This window comes from Ramlibacter tataouinensis (genome assembly GCF_001580455.1).
Lineage (GTDB): Bacteria > Pseudomonadota > Gammaproteobacteria > Burkholderiales > Burkholderiaceae_C > Ramlibacter > Ramlibacter tataouinensis_B.
In genome coordinates, this window is record NZ_CP010951.1 from 3,846,702 (window position 1) to 3,865,812 (window position 19,111).

Here is a 19,111-nt window from a genome sequence, read left to right on the forward strand (position 1 = left end):
CGCGCTTCCGGGCGCTTCCCTCAGTCGTCCCCGACCCCAATCGGCGCCGGTGTCTGCGTCACGATGCGCGTGAACAGATCGTCATAGACGGGATCGCGCGGGCCACCGGCGAGCGGGTCCAGCCCGGCCACGAAGGCCGCGTCCAGCTTCTCCCAGTCCTGCGGGCTGAACTTCGCCTGCGCCGTGGGCAGCAGCTGCTTTTCCTCGACCTGCATGTGCTCCAGGTAGAAGCGCACGTACTCGTGCAGGGCCTGGCAAAAGGCCTCCTTGCGGCTGGCGCCGACGATCTCCCAGGCCAGCAGCAGGTGCTGCAGTTCGCGCACTTTGCTTTCCCCGGCGCCATGGTCGATCTCCAACCGCTCGATCACCGGCAGCAGTTCGGGGGCGCAGCGCACCAGCGGCGGAAACAGCAGCTCGGACTCGATGCGGTGGTGCCGCTTCTCCGGAAACTCGTCGAGATAAAAGAGCATGGCGCGCACCGTGTCGAAGAAGCGATCACGGCTGCGCCCCCGTCCGCGCAGGACGAGCATTTCGAGTGAACGCAACATCGCGGCGATCGCCACGTGTTCGTCACGGATGATGCGAAGAGCGGTGCCAGCCATGCGGCAAGGGTGTCACCACGCCGCCCGGCGCATCCTGATTCAGATCAAATGAGTGCGGATCGCAGGCGGCGCGCGTCGCCTGCGCGCGCGCTTCAGCCGCTGCTGCTGCTGCCGGGCACGAACATGTAGCCGGCGTTGCGGACGGTCCGGATGCACTGCGGCTCGCCGCCCGGATCGGGCTCGACCTTGCGGCGCAGGCGCCCGATGCGGATGTCGATCGAACGGTCGAACGGCTCCCACTCGCGGTGGCGCGTCTGCTGCAGCAGCTGGTCGCGCGTCAGCACCCGGTTGGGGTTCGCAAGGAAGGTGCTGAGCAGGTCGAACTCCATCGCCGTGATGGTGACTTCCGGGCCGCCCACCTCGAACATGCGGTGCGACTCGAGGTCGACCTCGCAGCGGCCGAAGCGCTTGCGGCGCGACGGCGGCGCGCTGGGCTGCGGCTCGGCTTCGGCCAGGGGGCCTTTGCCGCCCGGCGTCGCCTGCGACCGGCGCAGCACACTCTTGAGGCGGGCCAGCAGTTCGCGCAAATCGAAGGGCTTGGCGATGTAGTCGTCCGCGCCGACCTCCAGGCCGACCACCCGGTCCACCACGTCGCCGGAAGCCGTGACCATGATGATGCCCAGGTCGTAGTGCTCGCGCAGGTAGCGAGCCAGCACCAGGCCGTCCTCGCCCGGCAGCCGCACGTCCAGCAGCACGGCGTCGGGCAGCTCGCGCTCGATCTGCTCGCGCATCTCCGATCCGGTAGCCGCCTCGGCAATCTCGAACCCATGGCCCTGCAGGTATTCGCGCAGCAGCGCGCGCACCGACGGGTCGTCGTCGACCACCAGCACGCGTGCGCTTACGTTCATGCGCGAAATTCTGCCGTCCCGCATGGGCGATGGGGAAGCCCAAATACAAGGCCGTTACAAAAGCCGGCCGAGGCCGGTCCGGTGCCCAGCCATGCAATACAAAGGCGCAACACACCGGCGGCCACCGGACGCGTGCGCGATACCCGTGCCGGACACATTGGCGATTCCCATTCACCCAGGAGCCCCGCCATGGAAACCGCCGCCCCCAACACCGACCGCTATGCCCGCGTCATCGAGGTCTCGAAGCGCGTGCGATGGGAGATCGAGCGCGACGTCGTGCGCGGCCGACGCTTCGACTACGCCAAGCGCTTCATGCCCGATGGCCTGTCGCTCGTCAATGAGCTGGCGTTCCTGACGCCTGCCCAGCGCCGACTGATGAGCCAGGTGCAGGGTCGCACCTACGCCTACCTGTTCGGCCTGGTCGAGCGCTTCATCAGCGCCAAGGTGCTGGACATCAGCCGCGAGCACTGGTTCGGTGACCAGGTCGCGCTGGAGGCGATCGTCCGCATGGGCGATGAGGAGATCAAGCACCAGGAGCTCTTCCGCCGCCTCGAGATGCAGATGCAGAAGGACATGCCGGCCGGCTACGTGCAGACGGCTTCGCCCAATGACGTGGCGAAGGTCGTGCTGGGCAACAGCACCTGGGCCGTGATGGCGCTGACGCTGGACATCGAGCTGTTCGTGCTGGCGCACTACCGCGCCAGCATCGATCCGCAGGAAGACCTGTCGCCGCTATGGAAGGACGTGTTCCTGTTCCACGCCAAGGAAGAGGCGCAGCACGCGATCCTGGACGAGATGGAGCTGATCCGCGAAGACGCCAAGCTGGACCGCGAACAGCGCTCCGCCGCCGTGGACCAGCTGATCGGTCTGGTGGGCGCCGTGGACGGCATCCTGCAGGGGCAGGCCGAATCCGACGCGCGCTACTTCCTGCAGGTCTGCGGCACGCCGTTCACCAGCGAACAACGCGAGCAGGTCGAGGCCAAGTTCCTCAAGGCCTACCGCTGGCAGTTCCTCGTCTCCGGCGTCATGGAGCCGCGCTTCCAGAAAGTCCTGTTCGGACTCATCGACGAGGAGCAGGGCATGCGCATCAAGAACGCGATCGCGCCGCTGACCTACGCCCTGCCAGATCAACCCGATACCCCATTGCCGCTTGCGGCCTGACTGAAATGAATACGCTGACCCACATCGTGACCGAGCTGACCCGCGCCTGGCGCTACGCCGTCGCGCGCCGGGAGTTCCAACGCCTGGATGCCGCCGCCCTGCGCGACCTCGGCATCAGCCCCTCGGAGTTCGACTCGTACTGGGCCGAGCATCACGGGCTGGCCGACTGCACGCGGCGGCGCATCGGCTGCTGAGACTGCTGATTCAGCCCATGGGGATGGACACGCGGGCGGGCTGCGCCAGCAGCTCGCCCAGCAGCCCCCTCAGTACCGCAGGATCGATGGGCTTGCGCAGCAGTCGCGCCACGCCGCTGGCGGACAAGTCCTCCTGCGCGATGTCGGCAGCGTTCCCCGTATAGAGCAGCACCGGCAGGTTCGGCCGGTGCTGCCTGGCGTGCCGCGCCAGCGCCAGGCCGGTCATGCCGGGCATGGTCTGGTCGGTCAGCAGCAGGTCGAAATGCTCCTCGCCCGCCGCCAGCCGGCGGGCCGCCGCGCGCGGATCCTGGACCATCACCACGTCCAGGCCCCAAGCGCTCATCAGGTCGTTCATGTAGCCGCTGACGATGGGCTCGTCCTCGACCAGCAGCACGCAGCCGTGCAGCCGCGGCAGGGCCAGCGAGGGCTGCTGCGCGGGTGGGGCCTCGTGGCTCGGCAGCGCCTCCTCGGCCGCCGCCGGCAGCAGGACGCGGAAGGTCGAGCCCTCGCCCGGAACGGAGGTCACCTGCAAGTGTCCACCGTGGTCGTGCACGATGCCGTGCACCATCGCCAGCCCCATGCCGCTGCCGCGCCCCACCTCCTTGGTGGTGAAGAAGGGCTCGAACATGCGCTCGCTCACCTCGGGTGTCATGCCGCAGCCGTCGTCCGCGACCTCGAACCAGACCCAGCGGTGGCTGCCCAGCCGCGCCCCGCACGAGGCGCAGCAGCCGCCCGAGAGCGAATGGCCGATCCGCACGCGGATGGTGCCGTGCTCGCCGATGGCGTCCCGCGCATTGATGCACAGGTTGAACAGCACCTGCTCGAGCTGGACCGGGTCGGCCAGCACCGGCGGCAGCGTGCCCGAGGTGCCCGGCGCCTTGTCGCAGCAGTTGACCGTGATCGAGGACGACAGATTGGGGCGCAGCAGTTGCAGCGCCTGCTGGGCGACCTGCGACGCATGGAGCAGCCGGCGTTCGCCGCGCCGGGGCCGCGAGAAGGCCAGCAACTGCGCCACGTGCTCGCGCGCGCGCTCGGCCGCCAGGCGGGCCTGGCCGAGCTGGCGGCCCAGCGCCAGGTCCGTTTCGGCGGCCGGGTGTTCCTGCGCCATGGCCACGTAGCCCAGGACGCTGGTCAGGATGTTGTTGAAGTCGTGCGCCAGGCCGCCGGTGAGCTGGCCGATGGCTTCCATCTTCTGCGCCTGCCGCAGCTGCCGCTCGAGTTCGGCGCGGTGCTGTTCGGCCGCGATGCGCTGCGTGATGTCGCGCACCGCGTAAAGCACATGCGGCTCGCCGCGGTACATCATGGGCGTGCCGCGTACCTCGGCCTGCAGCTTGGTGGCGTCCTTGCGCGTAGCCGTGACCTCGAAGCGCAATTCCTTGCCGAGCAGGGCCAGCTCGTGCTGGGCGCGGTGATGCGCCCGCACCGCCGGGTCCATCTGGGTCAGAACGAAGGTGGCGCCCAGCACTTCATCGCGCGAATAGCCGGTCAGGGTGGAGTAGGCAGGATTCACCTCGACGGCGCGGTAGTCGGCATTGCGCAGCACCAGCGCGTCGGCCGAAGCGTTGAAGATCGCGCGGTACTGCTCCTCGCTGTCGCGCAGTGCGCGTTCGGCGCGCGTGGCGTGGGTGATGTCGCGCCCGATATACAGCACGTGCGGCTTGCCGCGGTGCTGGATGGGCACGCCGCGCAGTTCGAGGTCGAAGCGCTGGCCGTCCCGCCGCAGCAACTGGGTGACCAGCCGCACCGTCTCGCCGGCCAGCGCCTTGCCGTGCAGGGCGCGGATGGTCTCGCCGGCCGAGGGGGGGTTGGCCAGCACGCGGTCCAGGCCCAGCACTTCGGCCCGGGTGAAGCCGCTCATGGCCTCATAGGTGGCGTTGACGTCCACGATGCGGAAATCCGCGTCGCGCAGCACCATGGCATCGATCGAGGCGTTGAAGATCGCGCGGTATTGCTCCTCGCTGTCGCGCAACTGGCGGTCGGCACGCTGGCGCTCGCTGATGTCGCGCACATGGCCGACGAAGATCATCCCCTCGGGCACAGCCGCCACGCTGACCGCGATCTCCACCGGAATCTCGTTGCCGTCGGCGCGCAGCATGCGGCTTTCCACCAGCCGGCCGATGATTGGCGCGTTGCCCTGCTCGCGGAAGCTGCGCATCTCGCGCTCGTAGGCGTCCATCAGGCGGGGCGGCATCAGGCGCTCCGCGAAGGACTGCCCCATCACGTCCTGCCGGCGATGCCCGAACACGCGCTCGGCCGCGGCGTTGAACTCGACGATGCGCCCTTCGCCGTCCATGCTGATGACGCAGTCGAACGCGGCATCGACGGTGGCGCGCAGGCGCGCCTCGCTGCGCTGCAGCTGCCGCTCGCGGCAGCGCCGTTCGCTGATGTCGCGCACCACGGCCAGCGCGTGCGGCCGGCCGCGCTGCACGAAAGGTATCACCCGCAGGTCGGCATCGAAGGTGCTGCCGTCGGGCCGCAGCACGGTGGTTTCCACATGAGTACTCACGCCCGCCAGGGCACGCCGCACCATCTCGCGGCGCTCGCGCACGTACTCCTCGGGCATGTAGCTCGGATAGGTCTTGCCAACCACTTCATCGCGCCGATAGCCGTAGATCGCGAGCCCGGCAGGGTTCACGTCCACGATGCGCAGGTGTTCGTCCCACAGGAACAGGCCGTCCAGCGATCCTTCGAAGATCGCGCGGTACTGTTCCTCCTTCTGGCGCAGGTCGTGCAGCGCCTGCTGTTTGGGAATCCCTTCAGCCGGGGATGGACGCCGTCGCGCTGACCTGCTCATGGGCCGAAGTCTAGGCCGGGCGGCAAGCGGCTGGGGCGGCTGGGGCGGGAATTGCCTTGCGGATACACGCGCGATACGCGCCGGTTGCAAAGCGGGGGAGGGGAGTTCGCCGTCCGCACGGGGCTGGCGGACGGCGAGGGGGTGGCGCAAGCTCCGGTCAAGCTCAGCGGGAATCCTTCGCAACCATGACACCGGAGGACTTGGCGCGGCCCTGGGCCAGCGCGGAAGAGCCACTGTCTTCGGCGTTCATCGCACGGACCTGGTCGCGCGAGGCGATGTAGTCGGCGCGGGCCTGCTCGCGGGTGTAGTCGCTGGCGATGTGCTGCCCGTTCTGCTGCAGGGCATATTCGCCACCGGCGCTGCTGACCTTGCTGGCGAAGAGCTCGGCCTTCACTTCGGCGCGGGTCTTGGTGCTGACGAAGGGCGTGTTGTCGATTGTGATGTCGTCGGCGCGGGCGGTTCCGACCATCGCGCTGGCCGCCAGCATGGCGACGGCGATGGTGGAGCTGAAGGCGAGGACGGAAGAGGTGCGGCGGTTCATGACTTTCTCCATTGAGCGAAGGGTGGGATGGACCGGCGGCGTGGCGGCCTTCGCTCGGTGTCCGCCTGCCCCGTGGGGTGTATGTACTTTGGGCGACGGCGGTATTCGCGCCATTTCAGGCGGGCGCTGATTTGCACTCGTTTTGTATTGCGCGGGTATCCGGGGGCGTAGTGGCAACCCGAATTCACTCACCGCAGAGGCTCGGAGCGCGCAGAGGCCCGCCGGGAGACGTGCCTTGAGTCCCTTGATTCGTTTCCCCTGCGACCCTCTGTGCTCTCTGCGCCTCGGTGGTGAGAACCTGCAGGCCTGCGTTCGGCCTATGAGTGCCGGCGGTGCGAGAAGAAGGGCGAACTGGCGCTGGCCAGTGCCAGCTGCTGCGCGGCGGCCACCAGTGGCTCGCCCAGTACCTGCATGCGGGCAGGCGTCAGGCGCATCAGCGGCCCGGCGATGGTGATCACGCCCACGGTGCCTTGGCCGCGGCGCTGCACCGGCGCCGCCATCGCGCTCATGCCCGGCGCATACATCTCGGTCATCATCGAAAAGCCGCGGCGCCGGTCCTCCTCGAGCACCTTCATCAGCGCCTTGAAGGTGGTGGGCGCCTTGGGACCGAACTCCTTCGGGCTGCCGAAGCCCTGGTGCGCGACCAGTTCGGTGGCCCGTTCCTCCGACAGTGTCATCAGCCAGGCATGCCCGCCGGCGCTGCATGACAGGCGCACGTCGATGCCCATGTCGGGGTCGTAGCGCAGGCCCGAGCGCGCGCCTTGCGCCTTGCCCACGAAGGTGAGGCGGTCGCCGTCGACCAGGGCCAGCCGCACCAGCTCGCCCGAGACGTCGGCCAGGCGGTCGATGATCGGCTGCGCGATGTCGATGATGCCAGCGCCGCCCAGGTAGCTCAGGCCCAGTGCGGGCAGCTTGGTGGTGAGCGCGTAGTCGCCGTGCGCGCGCACCTGCCGCACGTAGCCGCAGCGCGTGAGGTCGGCCAGCAGACGGTGGCAGGCGCTGCGCGGCAGCTCCAGTTCGTCGGCCAGCGCGGACAGCGGCAGTCCCTCCGGCGCCTGCGCCAGCGTTTCGAGGATGCGCAGCGCGCGGGCGAGGGCGCCGGTGCCGGAGGCGGGCGGTGTGTTTGCCATGTGAAATGAGTTTCCAGTTCGGAACACTGTTCTGGACGCGTTCCTATCATGCCGCACATCCAACGAAGGAGACTTTGCGTGAAAACAAATCTGCTGCGCACCGCACTGGGTGCGGTTCTCGTCCTCGCCGCATTCGCCGCCGGCGCGCAGGACATCCAGGAGCGCACCATCAAGTTCGGGCACTTGAACAACACCGACCATCCGGTGAGCCTGGGCGTCAAGCGCTTCGCCGAACTGGTGTCCGCCAAGAGCGGCGGCAAGCTCAAGGTGCAGGAATTCCCGTCCAATCAACTGGGCAACGAACTGCAGCAGCAGTCGGCGCTGCAGGGCGGGGTGCAGGAGATGTCGGCGCCCGCCACGACATCGCTGGCCGGCATCGTCAAGGAATTCGGGCTGATCGACTTTCCGTTCGCGGTGGCGAATTTCGCCCAGGCCGACGCGCTGCTGGACGGCCCCTTCGGGCAGGCGCTGCTGGCCAAGCTGCCGGAAAAGGGCCTGGTCGCGCTCGGCTACTGGGACCTGGGCTTTCGCAATGTCACCAACAGCAAGCGCCCGATCGCCCGGCCGGAGGACCTGGACGGCCTGAAGATCCGCGTGATCCCCAATCCGGTGTTCCTGGAAACCTTCAAGGCCTTCAAGGCCAACCCGGTGCCCATGCCCTTCGCGGAGCTGTACGGCGCGCTGGAAGCCAAGGCGGTGGACGGACAGGAGAACCCGTTCGCGGTGATCCTGTCGAACAAGTTCTTCGAGGTAAACAAGTTCGTCAGCGCCACCAACCACGTGTACGCGGCCAACATCATGCTGGTGAGCAAGAAGTTCTGGGACCGGCTGTCCCCGGCCGAACAGAAGATCATGCAGGATGCGGCCAACGAGGCCCGCGCCTACCAGCGGCAAACCAGCCGCGCCGCGGCGCAGGCAGCGGTGGGCGAGTTGCAGAAGCGCGGCATGCAATACAACGAAGTCAGCGCCGCGGAACAAGGCCGCATGCGCGAGATCGCCCGCCCGGTGACGGAGAAGTTCTCCGCCAGCTACGACCCGGCGATCGTCAAGCTCTACAACGACGAACTGGCCAAGGCGCGCAAGTGACGCAGCAGCTGAAGATCCTGGTGCTGCACGGGCCGAACCTGAACCTGTTCGGCCGGCGCGAGCCGCACATCTACGGCCACACGACGCTGGCCGAGATCAACGAGCGCCTGCGCTCGCTCGCCGGCGAATTGCAGGTCGAGCTGGAGATCTTCCAGTCCAACCACGAGGGCGCGCTGGTCGACAAGTTCCACGAGAACATCGATTCGGCCGCCGGCGCGCTGCTGAACCCGGCCGGGCTCACGCAGCACGGGGTGCCGCTGCACGACGCGATCAAGGCCATGCCTTTCCCGGTGCTGGAGATCCACATGTCCAACATCGCGGCGCGCGAGTCCTGGCGGCAGCACTCGATCATCTCGCCGGCGGTGAAGGCCACGATCCAGGGCCTGGGCTGGCGTTCCTACACGGCGGGCCTGCGGGCGCTGGTGGAGATCGTGCGCGAGACCGCGGGCTGACCCCATGCGCCAAATCGAGCCGGCGCATGGAGAATGGCGCCTAGTGTCCTGTCCCGCAAATTCCTGGGCTCTCGCTGCCTCGTATCGGGCCGCAGGCAAGGCGCGGGCGCGGGTCAAGCCTGGCCGGCTTGACCCGTGGACGCAACGCGGCATGCGGCCCGATACGAGGCAGCCCGAAGGGTTCGGCGCCTGCGGGGCGCCCGGCGGCCGTCCAGATAGGGTCAAGACGCCCAGTCTTGACCCTATCTGGCCAACCACCGCTCATCCCCGCATGCATACGAACGAGGGCCCAGAAATTTGCGGGACAGGACACTGGAAGACTCGACCATGATCCAGAGAGCCATCGACGCACTGTGCCGCCTGTTCGGCCACCTGATGGTCGCCTGCCTGGCCCTGATGGTGCTCATGGTGTTCGGCAACGTGGTGCTGCGCTACGGCTTCAACTCCGGTATCACGGTGTCGGAGGAGCTGTCGCGCTGGCTGTTCGTGTGGATGACCTTTCTGGGGGCCGTCGTGGCGCTTCGCACCCACGGCCACCTGGGCACCGACACCCTCGTCTCGCGCCTGCCCGTGGCCGGCAAGAAGCTGTGCCTGGCGGCCACGCACCTGCTGATGCTTTACATATGCTGGCTGATGGCCAAGGGCGGGTGGCAGCAGACGGTGATCAACTACCAGACGACCAGCGCCGTGATGGAGGCGTCCATGGCATGGTTCTATTCCAGCGGTGTCGTGTTCGCGGTGCTCGGCGCCGTGGTGATCGCGCACGAGTTCTACAAGCTCGTGAGCGGCCAACTCGCCGAGGACGAACTGGTGGGCATCGTCGAATCCGAAGAAGAGTCCGCAGGTGCCGAAGCCGCGCCGCTCGGGAGGCGCTCCGCATGACCATCGCCATCTTCCTCGGGTCGCTGCTGGGCGCGATGGCGCTGGGCGTGCCGATCGCCTTCGCGCTGCTCGCCTCCGGCGCCGCGCTGATGTGGCACATGAACATGTTCGACGCGCAGATCCTGGCGCAGAACACGCTCGAGGGCGCCAACAGCTTCCCGCTGCTGGCCGTGCCCTTCTTCATGCTGGCGGGCGAGATCATGAACACCGGCGGCCTGTCGCGGCGCATCGTGAAGCTGGCGATGACGCTGGTCGGCCACGTGCGCGGCGGACTGGGTTATGTCGCGATCATCGCGGCGGCGCTGATGTCCGCGCTGTCGGGTTCGGCGGTGGCCGATGCGGCGGCGCTCGCCGCGCTGCTGCTGCCGATGATGACCCGCGCAGGCTACGACCGTCCGCGCTCCGCCGGCTTGCTGGCCTCGGCCGCCGTGATGGGGCCGATCATCCCGCCGTCGATCGGGTTCGTGGTGTTCGGCGTGGCCGCGAACGTCTCGATCTCCAAGCTGTTCATCGCCGGCATCTTCCCGGGCATCCTGCTGGGCGCCTCGCTGTGGGTGACCTGGTGGTGGATGGTGCGCAAGGACAAGGGCGGCGAGCCGCCGCCGCGCGCCACGCGTGCCGAGGTGCTTGTCGCGCTCAAGGACGCCACCTTCGCGCTCGGCCTGCCGCTGATCGTGATCGTCGGCCTGAAGTTCGGCGTGTTCACGCCGACCGAGGCCGCCGTCGTGGCCGCGGTGTACGCGCTGCTGGTGTCGATGGTCATCTACCGCGAGCTGAAGTGGTCCGAATTGCACGGCCTGTTCCTGTCGGCCGCGCGGACTACCGCCGTCGTCATGTTCCTGGTCGCGGCCGCCATGGTGTCCGCATGGATGATCACGGTCGCCAACCTGCCAGCGGAACTGGTGGCGCTGCTCAAGCCGCTGCTCGACAGCCCCACGCTGCTGATGGTGGCCATCATGGTGCTCACGATGGTCGTCGGAACGGCCATGGACATGACGCCGACCATCCTGATCCTCACGCCGGTGCTCATGCCGCTGGTGAAGGCCGCGGGCATCGACCCGGTCTACTTTGGCGTGATGTTCATGATCAACAACTCGATCGGCCTGATCACGCCGCCGGTGGGCACGATCCTGAGCACCGTGGCCGGCGTCGGCAAGATCAGCATGGATGAGGTCACCAAAGGCGTGTGGCCTTTCATGGTCGCCCAGTTCGCCGTGATGTTCCTGATGGTCTTCTTCCCCCAACTCGTCATGGTTCCGGCGCGCTGGTTCTACGGTTAAGCTTCTGCCCACTAGGAGACAACACCATGGATAAGAGGACAACACTGAAGGCTGCCGCGCTCGTCGCCCTGGCACTGGCCACCGGCATCGCGCAGGCGCAGGTGAAGACCATCAAGTTCGCCAACCAGAACGCCAAGGGCCATCCGGTCGTGATGGGCATGGAGAAGTTCGCCGAGATCGTCGAGCAGAAGTCCGGCGGCAAGCTCAAGGTGAACGTCTTCCCCGGCGGCGCGCTGGGCAGCGACCAGGCCAACGTCTCGGCCTTGCAGGGGGGCACGCTGGAGATGGCCGCGATGAACTCCGGCATCTTCGCGAGCGTGGTCAAGGAGTTCGCGGTCTACGACTTCCCCTTCCTCTTCGGCAGCCCGAAGGAGGCGGACGCGGTGGCCGATGGCCCCTTCGGCCAGTCCTTGCACCAGAAGCTGGAAGAGAAGGGCCTGGTCGGCCTGGCGTACTACGAACTCGGCTTCCGCCAGCTCACCAACAGCAAGCGGCCGATCGCCAAGGTCGAGGACATCGCGGGCCTGAAACTGCGCGTCATCCCCAACCCGATCAACGTGGACTGGGTGACGGCCCTCGGCGCGAATCCCACGCCGCTGCCTTTCCCCGAGCTCTATGCCGCGCTCGAGCAGAAGGCGGTGGACGGGCAGGAGAACCCGGTCGCGACGATCCAGGGCGCCAAGCTGTACGAAGTGCAGAAGTACATGACGCTCACGAACCACCAGTACAACCCACAGTCGGTGGTGATCAGCAAGAAGTTCTGGGATGCGCTGTCGGCCGACGAGAAGAAGGTCCTGGCGGACGCCGCGCATGAATCGGCGAAGTACCAGCGCGAGCAGTCGCGCACCGCGGCCGCGGGCATCCTCGACGCCCTGAAGAAAGCGGGCATGCAGGTGAGCGAGCTGCCGCCGGCGGAAGTCGCGAAGATGCGCGAAAAGATGAAGCCCGTGATCGCCAAGCATTCCGCCAACGTGGGCGACGCCACGGTGAAGGCGCTGATGACCGAGCTGGACAAGGCGCGCAAGTAAGGGCTCGGCGCTCATGCGCATCGATGGCCACACCGAGGTGATCGCGCACCTCGGTTTCCCGACGCATTCCTTCAAGGCGCCGCTGATCTACAACCCGTATTTCGAGGCCGAGGGCATCAACGCGCTGGTGGTGCCCATGGCCTGCCGCGCCGAGGTTTTCCCGCTGGTGCTGGAAGGGCTCTTCCGGCTGGACAACGTGCGGGGCGCGCTGATCACCATGCCGCACAAGGTGAGGGTGGTGCAGCTGCTGGACGAGGCCAGCGATGCGGTCAAGGTGGCCGGCGCCTGCAACGCGGTCAAGCGTCTGCCGGACGGGCGCCTGTGCGGCGAGCAGTTCGACGGCGCCGGCTTCGTGCGCGGCACGCAGCGCAAGGGCCTGGTGCTGCGCGGCGCGCGCGCCCTGGTCGTCGGCTGCGGCGGCGTGGGCTGCCCGATCGCCGCTTCGCTGGCCGGCGCGGGTGTGGCGGAGATCGCGCTGCATGACCTCAACGCGCCCGCGGCCGAGGCGCTGGCCGCGCGCTTGCGCGCGCTTCATCCGCAGCTGCGCGTGAGCACGGGCAGCAAGGACCCGGCCGGCTTCGACGTGGTGGTCAATTGCACGCCGCTGGGCATGTCGGACCAGGACCCGCTGCCTTTCGATGCCGACCGCCTCGATTCCCAGACCTTCGTCGGCGAGGTTGTGATGCGCACCGAGCTCACGCCCCTGCTGCAGGCCGCGCAAGCGCGCGGCTGCCGCACGCAGGTCGGCACCGACATGCTGTTCGAGATGATCCCGGCGTACCTGGAATTCTTCGGCCTGCCGGTGGCCACGCCCGAGCGCCTGCGCGAGCTGGCCGGGCCGCTGGCCTAGCGCCTCGGTCGAGCCAGACGCCGGCATTTGCCCGACGGCTGGGGTGGGCCGGATTCCTCGCTGAGCAGACGCTCGTGCAAACGAAAGTAACAGCGGCGACATCCAAGACGGCTGTGCTTGCCCCCGTGACAGAGAAATCCTACGTTGAGCGGCACTGCACTCAAAGGACGGGGCATGTCATCGACCCGCTTCAGCGCGCGCACAAAGCTGGCAGCGCTTTTGTCACTGCTGGTGGCACAGCCGACGGCTGCAGCCCCGCCACTGCACGTGCCGGGCCAGGCCTGCCAGCCGGCAGAGGTTGAGGCGGCCGTGTTCAAGCGCGAAAGTGATTTGCTGGGCTCGGCCCACGCGAGGGAGCACGCGCGCGTGCGGGCCGCCCAGTGCGAGGTCGAGCGCGGCGAGCGCGCGGTGCCCGCCCGCGGTCGTCAACCCAAATCGGGTCCGCAGACGCTGCAGGAGGACCTCGCCGAGGTCGCGGCCGCCAACCAACTCGCCGCTGGCTTCCTGGCTGCGGCTGACAGGGGCAAGGGCAAGCCGCCGAAGCCCACCCCAGCGCCAACTCCTGCGCCGACGCCGGCTCCAACTCCGGCTCCAACGCCTCCACCCGCGCCGCCACCGCCACCGCCGCCGCCGCCGCCACCGCCGCCGCCACCGCCGCCGCCACCGCCACCGCCACCGCCACCGCCACCGCCACCGCCACCGCCACCGCCACCGCCACCGCCACCGCCACCGCCACCGCCACCGCCACCGCCACCGCCACCGCCACCGCCACCGCCACCGCCACCGCCACCGCCGACCTACCCGCAAGGCCGCTGGAGCGACCCGTTCACCATTCCGGTTGTCGGCGTCACGGCAGTCCTGCTGCACACCGGCAAGGTGATGTTCTGGTCGTACAACCCGAACGACTGGGACAAGCCGGCAAATTCCATGAACGGCGTGGCCTACATCTGGGATCCGGCTACCCGCACGGGCCGCTCGATTGCGCCGCCCGAGAACATCTGGTGCGCCGGGCAGACGGTGTTGGCCGACGGCCGGGTCTTCATCGCCGGCGGCAACCTGCGCTATCCCGATCCGAACGCGCCGCCGGGCACCCAGGGTTGGAAGGGAACCCTGACCACCTACACCTTCAATCCCGCCACCGAAACCTTCGTGCGCCAACCCGACATGGTCACAGGGCGGTGGTATCCGACCACCACCAAGCTGGGCGACAACCGCGTTGTCATTACCAGCGGCTATGACGAAACCGGCTCAGAAGCGATCAGCCGCGAGGTCGAGATCTTCACCCCCACCGCGAGCCCGGACGGCGTGGGGACGATCGCCTTCGTCGGCACTCACACTTTTTCCGGTCTGTATCCATTCCAGTACCAGCTCCTGGGCGGGTCGATGCTGGAAGCCGGGCCGTCCAACTATTCGAGCTACCTGTTCAACCCGGCGAACGGCCAATGGACACCGCTGCCCATCTTGCGCGGCTCCCACTGGAGCTATGGCAACGGCATCATCTACACCGATGCCTCAGGCACCACGACGCGGCAGGTCGTGATGGTCGCAGGCGGCCAGGATGACTTTCGGGCGCCGACCTCGGGCAACGAATGGCTGGACGGCGGTGCGCCGGGCATCGGCTGGAATGCGTATCCGCGCTGGATCCAGCCCCGGCACAACAGCAACACGGTGATCCTGCCCGATGGCAAGCTGCTCACCATGGGAGGCAACAGCGGCCAGAACACCTACGACGGCCCCGTACTGCAGGCGGAGATGTATTCCACCCAGGCCAGCGAGACGATCGGGCAATGGCAGCAGATGCTTCCCCACGCGATCCAGGCGGCTTACCACTCCAGCGCGATCCTGCTGCCTGACGCCACGGTCCTGCTGTCCCAGGACGACATGGACAAGTCCGCCGCTGCCGCCGCCCAGCACAAGGCGCAGGTGTACTGGCCACCCTATCTGTTCATGGGCGCACAGCCGCAGATTGTCTCGGCACCCGCGACCGTCACGCGTGGGCAGGGTTTCGTCGTCACCACCGACCGGCAGGTGGCGTCGGCGATGCTGGTGGCGCCGGGCGCGACCACCCACGGCGTTGACATGCACCAGCGTGCAATCCGCCTGCCCGTGCAGGTCAACAACACCACCCTGACGGCCACCGTACCGAACTCAGCCGCCATGGTACCGCCCGGCTACTACATGCTGTTCGTGCTCGACTCCGCAGGTATTCCTTCGGTCGCAAGTTTCGTCCGGATCAGCTGAGCAACGCACACGCACACCACAGTAGAAATAGCCTAGGAGATTGCCGAGGCTGCGTCCTACACGCACAGGCATATGTCCGACCTTAGAGTCGGACGCAGAGCCTGAAGCTTGCGCCGCCTGCGACATGAGAGGAGCAGGGCGCGACGCGGCCTGGGAACCATGTCCTTGAGCAGATTCTTTTCCGTGATCGCCGGCAGGCGAGGGGCTTTCCTCCTGGCGTTCAGCGCCATCGTCCTGCTGACCGTGCTTGGAACGATGCTGATGCCGCGGCAATACGTGGCGCGTGCCCAAGTCATGGTGGAGTCGCGCGCTCCCGCCTCGCCGATCCCCTCGATCTCGAGTCCCGTCGCCGCTGAGGCCGAACTCATCGAGAGCGTGCGCGTCGCGATCGCCGCGCTGCGGCTGCTGGGTCTGCAGGACGATGAGCAGCTCAAGAACAAGTGGAAGGAATCGATCGGCGGCGAGGGCGACTTCGAGACCTGGGCCGGCGAGCAGTTGCTCAAGAAGCTGGACGTCAAGCCCTCGCGCGAGTCCAACATGCTCACGATCTCCTACACCTCGCGCGATGCCGGCTCCGCCGCGCGAACGGCCAACGCCTTCGTGCAGGCCTATGTGGACATCGCGCGGCAGATCCGCGAGGAAACCGCGACACGCACGACCGGAGCCTTCAGCGGCCGCACAGGCCGGTTCAAGGCCGCGCTGGACACGGCGGAAGAGAAACTGGCCACCTATCAGCGCGAGAACGGCATTTCGGTGACCGATGAAAAGCTGGATGTGGAGAACCTTCGCCTGTCGGAACTGAACACACAGCTGGTCGCGCTGCAGTCCGTCGCGGCCAATGCAGCCGGCCGGCAGCGGCAGTCGCAGGCCAACCGCGCGGGCATGGATGAAGTGCTGCGCGACCCGGTGGTGTCTCTTCTCAGCGCCGACCTGGCGCGGCAGGAGGCGCGGATGGTGGAGTTGCGATCGCGGCTGGGCGACCAGCACCCCTCGGTGATCGAGCAGCGCAACGCGCTGGAGGAGTTGCGCGGGCGCGTGGATGCCGCCTCGCGGCGGGTGACCTCTTCCATCGCCGGCGAGAGCAAGATCGCGGCTGAACGGGTGGCCACCATCCAGTCGGCGTTGGAGGCGCAGCGGGCCAAGGTCATCGAACTGAAATCCAAGCGCGAGCAGGCGCTGCGCCTGCAGCGCGACGTCGAGCTGGCGCGCCGCGCCTATGACAGCGCCGTCATGCGGACCAATGAGTCGGTCCTGGACACCGGCGGGCCGCGTGAATCCATCTCCATCGTGAAGCCGGCAACGGCGCCGGCGCTGCCGTCATCGCCGCGCCTCATCGTCAACCTGATTGCCTCGCTGGTGATCGGCACGTTCGCCGGCGTGCTCGCGGCCTTCTGGCGTGAGTCGCGCGACCGGCGCCTGCGGCTCGAGGACGATGTCCTGCAGTTGCTCGACCAACCGCTGATCGGTGTGATGTCCAACGGTGACCGGGAAAGGCACCGCCTGACCTATGCAAGCCCGTGATGGGAAACGACATGAACGACGCCAACCGCAGGACGGAAGACCCCGAAATCTCCGACACCGCGGCCGAAAACCGCCAGCTGATTCGCCGGCGCCGTGACCTGAGCCGCGAGCAGGTCGACAAGATCGTCGCCTGGGAGCGCGAGCGCAAGCTGCGCCTGGCCGAGCTTCCCACCAGCACGCGCATCGCGACGCAGGATGATGTCCGGCAGTTCTACTACCCCTCGGGTGTCCCCAACCCGGTGGTGCAGACATGGCCCGACGAACTGGTCGCCGCGCGCGACCCCTTCTCGGACCGCGCCGAGGAGTTCCGCGTCCTGCGTTCGCAGCTGCTTGCCGGCGTGTTGGCCGGGGTCGAGAGGCCCGCGCTGGCGGTGGTGAGCTCCGAGGACGGTGATGGCCGGACCTACCTGGCCGCGAACCTGGCGATCTGCCTGAGCCAGTTCGCCGGCCGGACCCTGCTGATTGACGGTGACCTGCGACGTCCGAGGCTGCACCGGCTGTTCTCGCTCGGCACCCCGGTGGGCCTGAGCAACCTGCTGGCGGGCAGCGGCCAGGGCGAGGCGGTGGTCCGGGTGGAGGGCGTCGACGGACTGCACCTGATGGGTGCGGGGACCTTGATGCCGGATCCGGTGCAACTCCTGCAGGGGCCGCGGCTGGGCGTGCTGGTGCAGGAGATGCTGGAGCGATTCGATTACGTGCTGTTCGATACGCCTTCGAACCGGGCGGGTCCGGATGCGCGCATCATCACGGCCCAGGCGGGAGCCGCGCTCCTGGTCGGGCGCCAGGGGCACAGCCGCGTGGACCTGCTCAAGCGCCTGCTGGCCCAGTTGAACCTGGGGCACTCGCTGGTTGCGGGCGTCGTGATGAACCGGCGATGAACTTCAAGCCGACCCCGCTGCCGGGTGCGGTCCTGGTCGAGACGCAGCCGCACGAGGACGATCGCGGGTGGTTCGCCCGCGTGTACTGCGAGCGCGAGTTCGCGGCCCATGGGCTTCCGGCCCGCATGGTGCAGGGCAACCTGTCGCTGACGCAGCGCACGGGCACCTTGCGCGGCATGCACTGGCAGGCGCCGCCGCACGAGGAAGACAAGCTGGTGCGCTGCGTCCATGGCTCGATCTGGGACGTGATCGTCGACATCCGTCCCGCATCGGCGACCTGCTGCCAGTGGTTCGGGGTGGAACTGAGCGAGTCCAACGGCCGCATGCTGCTGGTGCCCAAGGGCTTCGCCCACGGTTTCGTCACGCTCACCGACGCCGCCGCTGTGAGCTATCTCATGTCCGAGTTTTACGCGCCGGCGGCCGCCCGCGGCGCCCGCCATGACGATCCTGCATTCGGCATCGAGTGGCCGGTGCAGGTGAAGGAAATGTCGGACAAGGACCGCTGCTGGCCCGACTTCAACAGGGAGGCCGGCGCGGCGGCGCCCGATTCGAAGATCCTCAGGGAAGGAATCAACGCATGAAACTGCTCGTCACCGGCGTGGAAGGCTACATCGGCTGCCTGCTTGCGCCATTCCTCACCGCGCGCGGCCACGAGGTCGTGGGCTTCGACACCGGCTACTACCGGGACGGCTGGCTCTTCAGCGACCGCACGCTGGTGCCGGATTTCCCGCGCACCATCAATGGCGACATCCGCGAGATCCAGCCGGACCTGCTGCGCGGCCTGGATGCGGTGGTGCACCTGGCTGAGCTGTCCAACGACCCGCTGGGCGAGAACGATCCCGAGCTGACCTTCCAGATCAATCATCAGGCTTCGGTGCGGCTGGCCACGCTGGCCAAGGCGGCGGGCGTCAAGCGCTTCGTCTACACCTCCTCGTGCAGTGTCTATGGCGTGGCCGACGGGGCCGAGCCGATGACCGAGCGCTCGCCGGTCAATCCGCAGACCGCATATGCCAGATGCAAGACGCTGGTCGAGCGCGACGTCGCGGCCCTGGCCACGCCGGAGTTCGCCCCGACCTTCCTGCGCAACGCCACCGCCTATGGCGCCTCGCCGCGGATGCGTTTCGACATCGTGCTGAACAACCTGTGCGGCGTGGCCTGCACCAGCGGCAAGATCGCGATGACCAGCGACGGCACGCCCTGGCGGCCCCTGGTGCACGTGCTGGACATCTGCGAGGCGGTGGCCTGCGCGCTGGTGGCGCCGCAAGACCGTATCCATGCGGAAGTGTTCAACGTGGGCCACGACGCCGACAACTACCAGGTGCGCGAGATCGCGCAGATCGTGGCCGGCGTCTATCCCGGCTGCGAGCTGAGCTTCGGGCCTCCGGGCGGCGACAACCGCAGCTACCGGGTCAGCTTCGCCAAGATCCACGAACGGCTGCCCGGCTTCCGCTGCGCCTGGGACGCGCGCAAGGGCGCGCGCCAGCTGCACGACGTGTTCGAGCGCATCGGCATGGAGCGCGCGACCTTCGAGGGCCGGCCGTTCACGCGCCTCAAGCAGCTGAAGTACCTGAGCGCATCCGGGCAGCTGGACGAGCGGCTGTTCTGGCGGTATTGAATCGCGAC

At 67.9% G+C, this 19,111-nt stretch carries 18 protein-coding genes; 13 read left to right on the forward strand and 5 right to left on the reverse strand.

Annotated features, from left to right (window positions below):
* Window positions 1–20: 20 nt before the first annotated feature.
* Both UC35_RS17830 and UC35_RS17835 read right to left on the reverse strand, forming a co-directional pair.
* Window positions 21–602 (reverse strand): hemerythrin domain-containing protein, encoded by a 582-nt coding sequence (locus UC35_RS17830; protein WP_061502061.1) that lies wholly within the window; start codon window positions 600–602, stop codon window positions 21–23.
* A 92-nt stretch (window positions 603–694) separates the two neighbouring features.
* The gene (locus UC35_RS17835; protein WP_061502064.1) at window positions 695–1,450 is read right to left on the reverse strand and encodes a response regulator; all 756 of its coding nucleotides are present in this window, start codon (window positions 1,448–1,450) and stop codon (window positions 695–697) included.
* Between the two features lie 189 nt (window positions 1,451–1,639).
* Between UC35_RS17835 and UC35_RS17840 the strand changes: the two genes are divergently transcribed.
* Both UC35_RS17840 and UC35_RS17845 read left to right on the forward strand, forming a co-directional pair.
* Window positions 1,640–2,611: a hypothetical protein gene (locus UC35_RS17840; protein ID WP_061502066.1), complete on the forward strand. Its 972-nt coding sequence runs from the start codon at window positions 1,640–1,642 to the stop codon at window positions 2,609–2,611.
* A 5-nt stretch (window positions 2,612–2,616) separates the two neighbouring features.
* Window positions 2,617–2,805 carry a DUF1127 domain-containing protein gene (locus tag UC35_RS17845; RefSeq protein WP_061502068.1) on the forward strand — a complete coding sequence of 63 codons (189 nt, stop codon included), beginning with the start codon at window positions 2,617–2,619 and terminating at the stop codon, window positions 2,803–2,805.
* A 10-nt stretch (window positions 2,806–2,815) separates the two neighbouring features.
* On the opposite strand, the gene UC35_RS17850 is transcribed toward UC35_RS17845, so the two are convergent.
* From UC35_RS17850 to UC35_RS17860, 3 genes are all read right to left on the reverse strand, one after another.
* Window positions 2,816–5,599, reverse strand: a complete 2,784-nt coding sequence (locus tag UC35_RS17850) for a PAS domain S-box protein (protein WP_061502070.1) — start codon at window positions 5,597–5,599, stop codon at window positions 2,816–2,818.
* A gap of 163 nt (window positions 5,600–5,762) precedes the next feature.
* On the reverse strand, window positions 5,763–6,140 hold the full coding sequence (locus UC35_RS17855; protein ID WP_158513931.1) for a DUF4148 domain-containing protein: 378 nt from the start codon (window positions 6,138–6,140) through the stop codon (window positions 5,763–5,765).
* 317 nt (window positions 6,141–6,457) lie between these two features.
* Window positions 6,458–7,270, reverse strand: coding sequence for an IclR family transcriptional regulator (locus UC35_RS17860; protein WP_061502074.1), 813 nt, complete (start codon window positions 7,268–7,270; stop codon window positions 6,458–6,460).
* 78 nt (window positions 7,271–7,348) lie between these two features.
* Between UC35_RS17860 and UC35_RS17865 the strand changes: the two genes are divergently transcribed.
* From UC35_RS17865 to UC35_RS17915, 11 genes are all read left to right on the forward strand, one after another.
* Window positions 7,349–8,356, forward strand: a complete 1,008-nt coding sequence (locus UC35_RS17865; protein WP_415752684.1) for a TRAP transporter substrate-binding protein — start codon at window positions 7,349–7,351, stop codon at window positions 8,354–8,356.
* Window positions 8,357–8,364: 8 nt separating this feature from the next.
* The gene (locus UC35_RS17870) at window positions 8,365–8,808 is read left to right on the forward strand and encodes a type II 3-dehydroquinate dehydratase (RefSeq protein WP_061503911.1); all 444 of its coding nucleotides are present in this window, start codon (window positions 8,365–8,367) and stop codon (window positions 8,806–8,808) included.
* 327 nt (window positions 8,809–9,135) lie between these two features.
* Window positions 9,136–9,690, forward strand: coding sequence for a TRAP transporter small permease (locus UC35_RS17875; RefSeq protein WP_061502078.1), 555 nt, complete (start codon window positions 9,136–9,138; stop codon window positions 9,688–9,690).
* A complete protein-coding gene (locus tag UC35_RS17880; RefSeq protein ID WP_061502080.1) occupies window positions 9,687–10,970 on the forward strand; it encodes a TRAP transporter large permease in 1,284 nt (427 codons plus the stop codon). Before UC35_RS17875 ends, UC35_RS17880 begins: the two co-directional genes overlap by 4 nt.
* A 26-nt stretch (window positions 10,971–10,996) precedes the next feature.
* Window positions 10,997–11,998 (forward strand): TRAP transporter substrate-binding protein, encoded by a 1,002-nt coding sequence (locus tag UC35_RS17885; RefSeq protein ID WP_061502083.1) that lies wholly within the window; start codon window positions 10,997–10,999, stop codon window positions 11,996–11,998.
* A gap of 13 nt (window positions 11,999–12,011) precedes the next feature.
* Window positions 12,012–12,848, forward strand: a complete 837-nt coding sequence (locus UC35_RS17890) for a shikimate dehydrogenase family protein (RefSeq protein WP_061502085.1) — start codon at window positions 12,012–12,014, stop codon at window positions 12,846–12,848.
* An 879-nt stretch (window positions 12,849–13,727) separates the two neighbouring features.
* Window positions 13,728–15,089, forward strand: coding sequence for a galactose oxidase early set domain-containing protein (locus tag UC35_RS17895; protein WP_227820574.1), 1,362 nt, complete (start codon window positions 13,728–13,730; stop codon window positions 15,087–15,089).
* A 165-nt stretch (window positions 15,090–15,254) separates the two neighbouring features.
* Entirely contained in the window at window positions 15,255–16,610 is a 1,356-nt protein-coding gene (locus tag UC35_RS17900) for a GNVR domain-containing protein (protein WP_158513932.1), read from the forward strand.
* A gap of 11 nt (window positions 16,611–16,621) precedes the next feature.
* The gene (locus UC35_RS17905) at window positions 16,622–17,488 is read left to right on the forward strand and encodes a CpsD/CapB family tyrosine-protein kinase (protein ID WP_158513933.1); all 867 of its coding nucleotides are present in this window, start codon (window positions 16,622–16,624) and stop codon (window positions 17,486–17,488) included.
* Window positions 17,485–18,069: a dTDP-4-dehydrorhamnose 3,5-epimerase gene (rfbC, locus tag UC35_RS17910; protein WP_061502091.1), complete on the forward strand. Its 585-nt coding sequence runs from the start codon at window positions 17,485–17,487 to the stop codon at window positions 18,067–18,069. The genes UC35_RS17905 and rfbC overlap by 4 nt, the downstream gene beginning before the upstream one ends.
* Complete coding sequence (locus tag UC35_RS17915; RefSeq protein WP_061502092.1) at window positions 18,066–19,103, forward strand: NAD-dependent epimerase/dehydratase family protein; 1,038 nt, start codon at window positions 18,066–18,068, stop codon at window positions 19,101–19,103. Before rfbC ends, UC35_RS17915 begins: the two co-directional genes overlap by 4 nt.
* Window positions 19,104–19,111 lie beyond the last annotated feature (8 nt).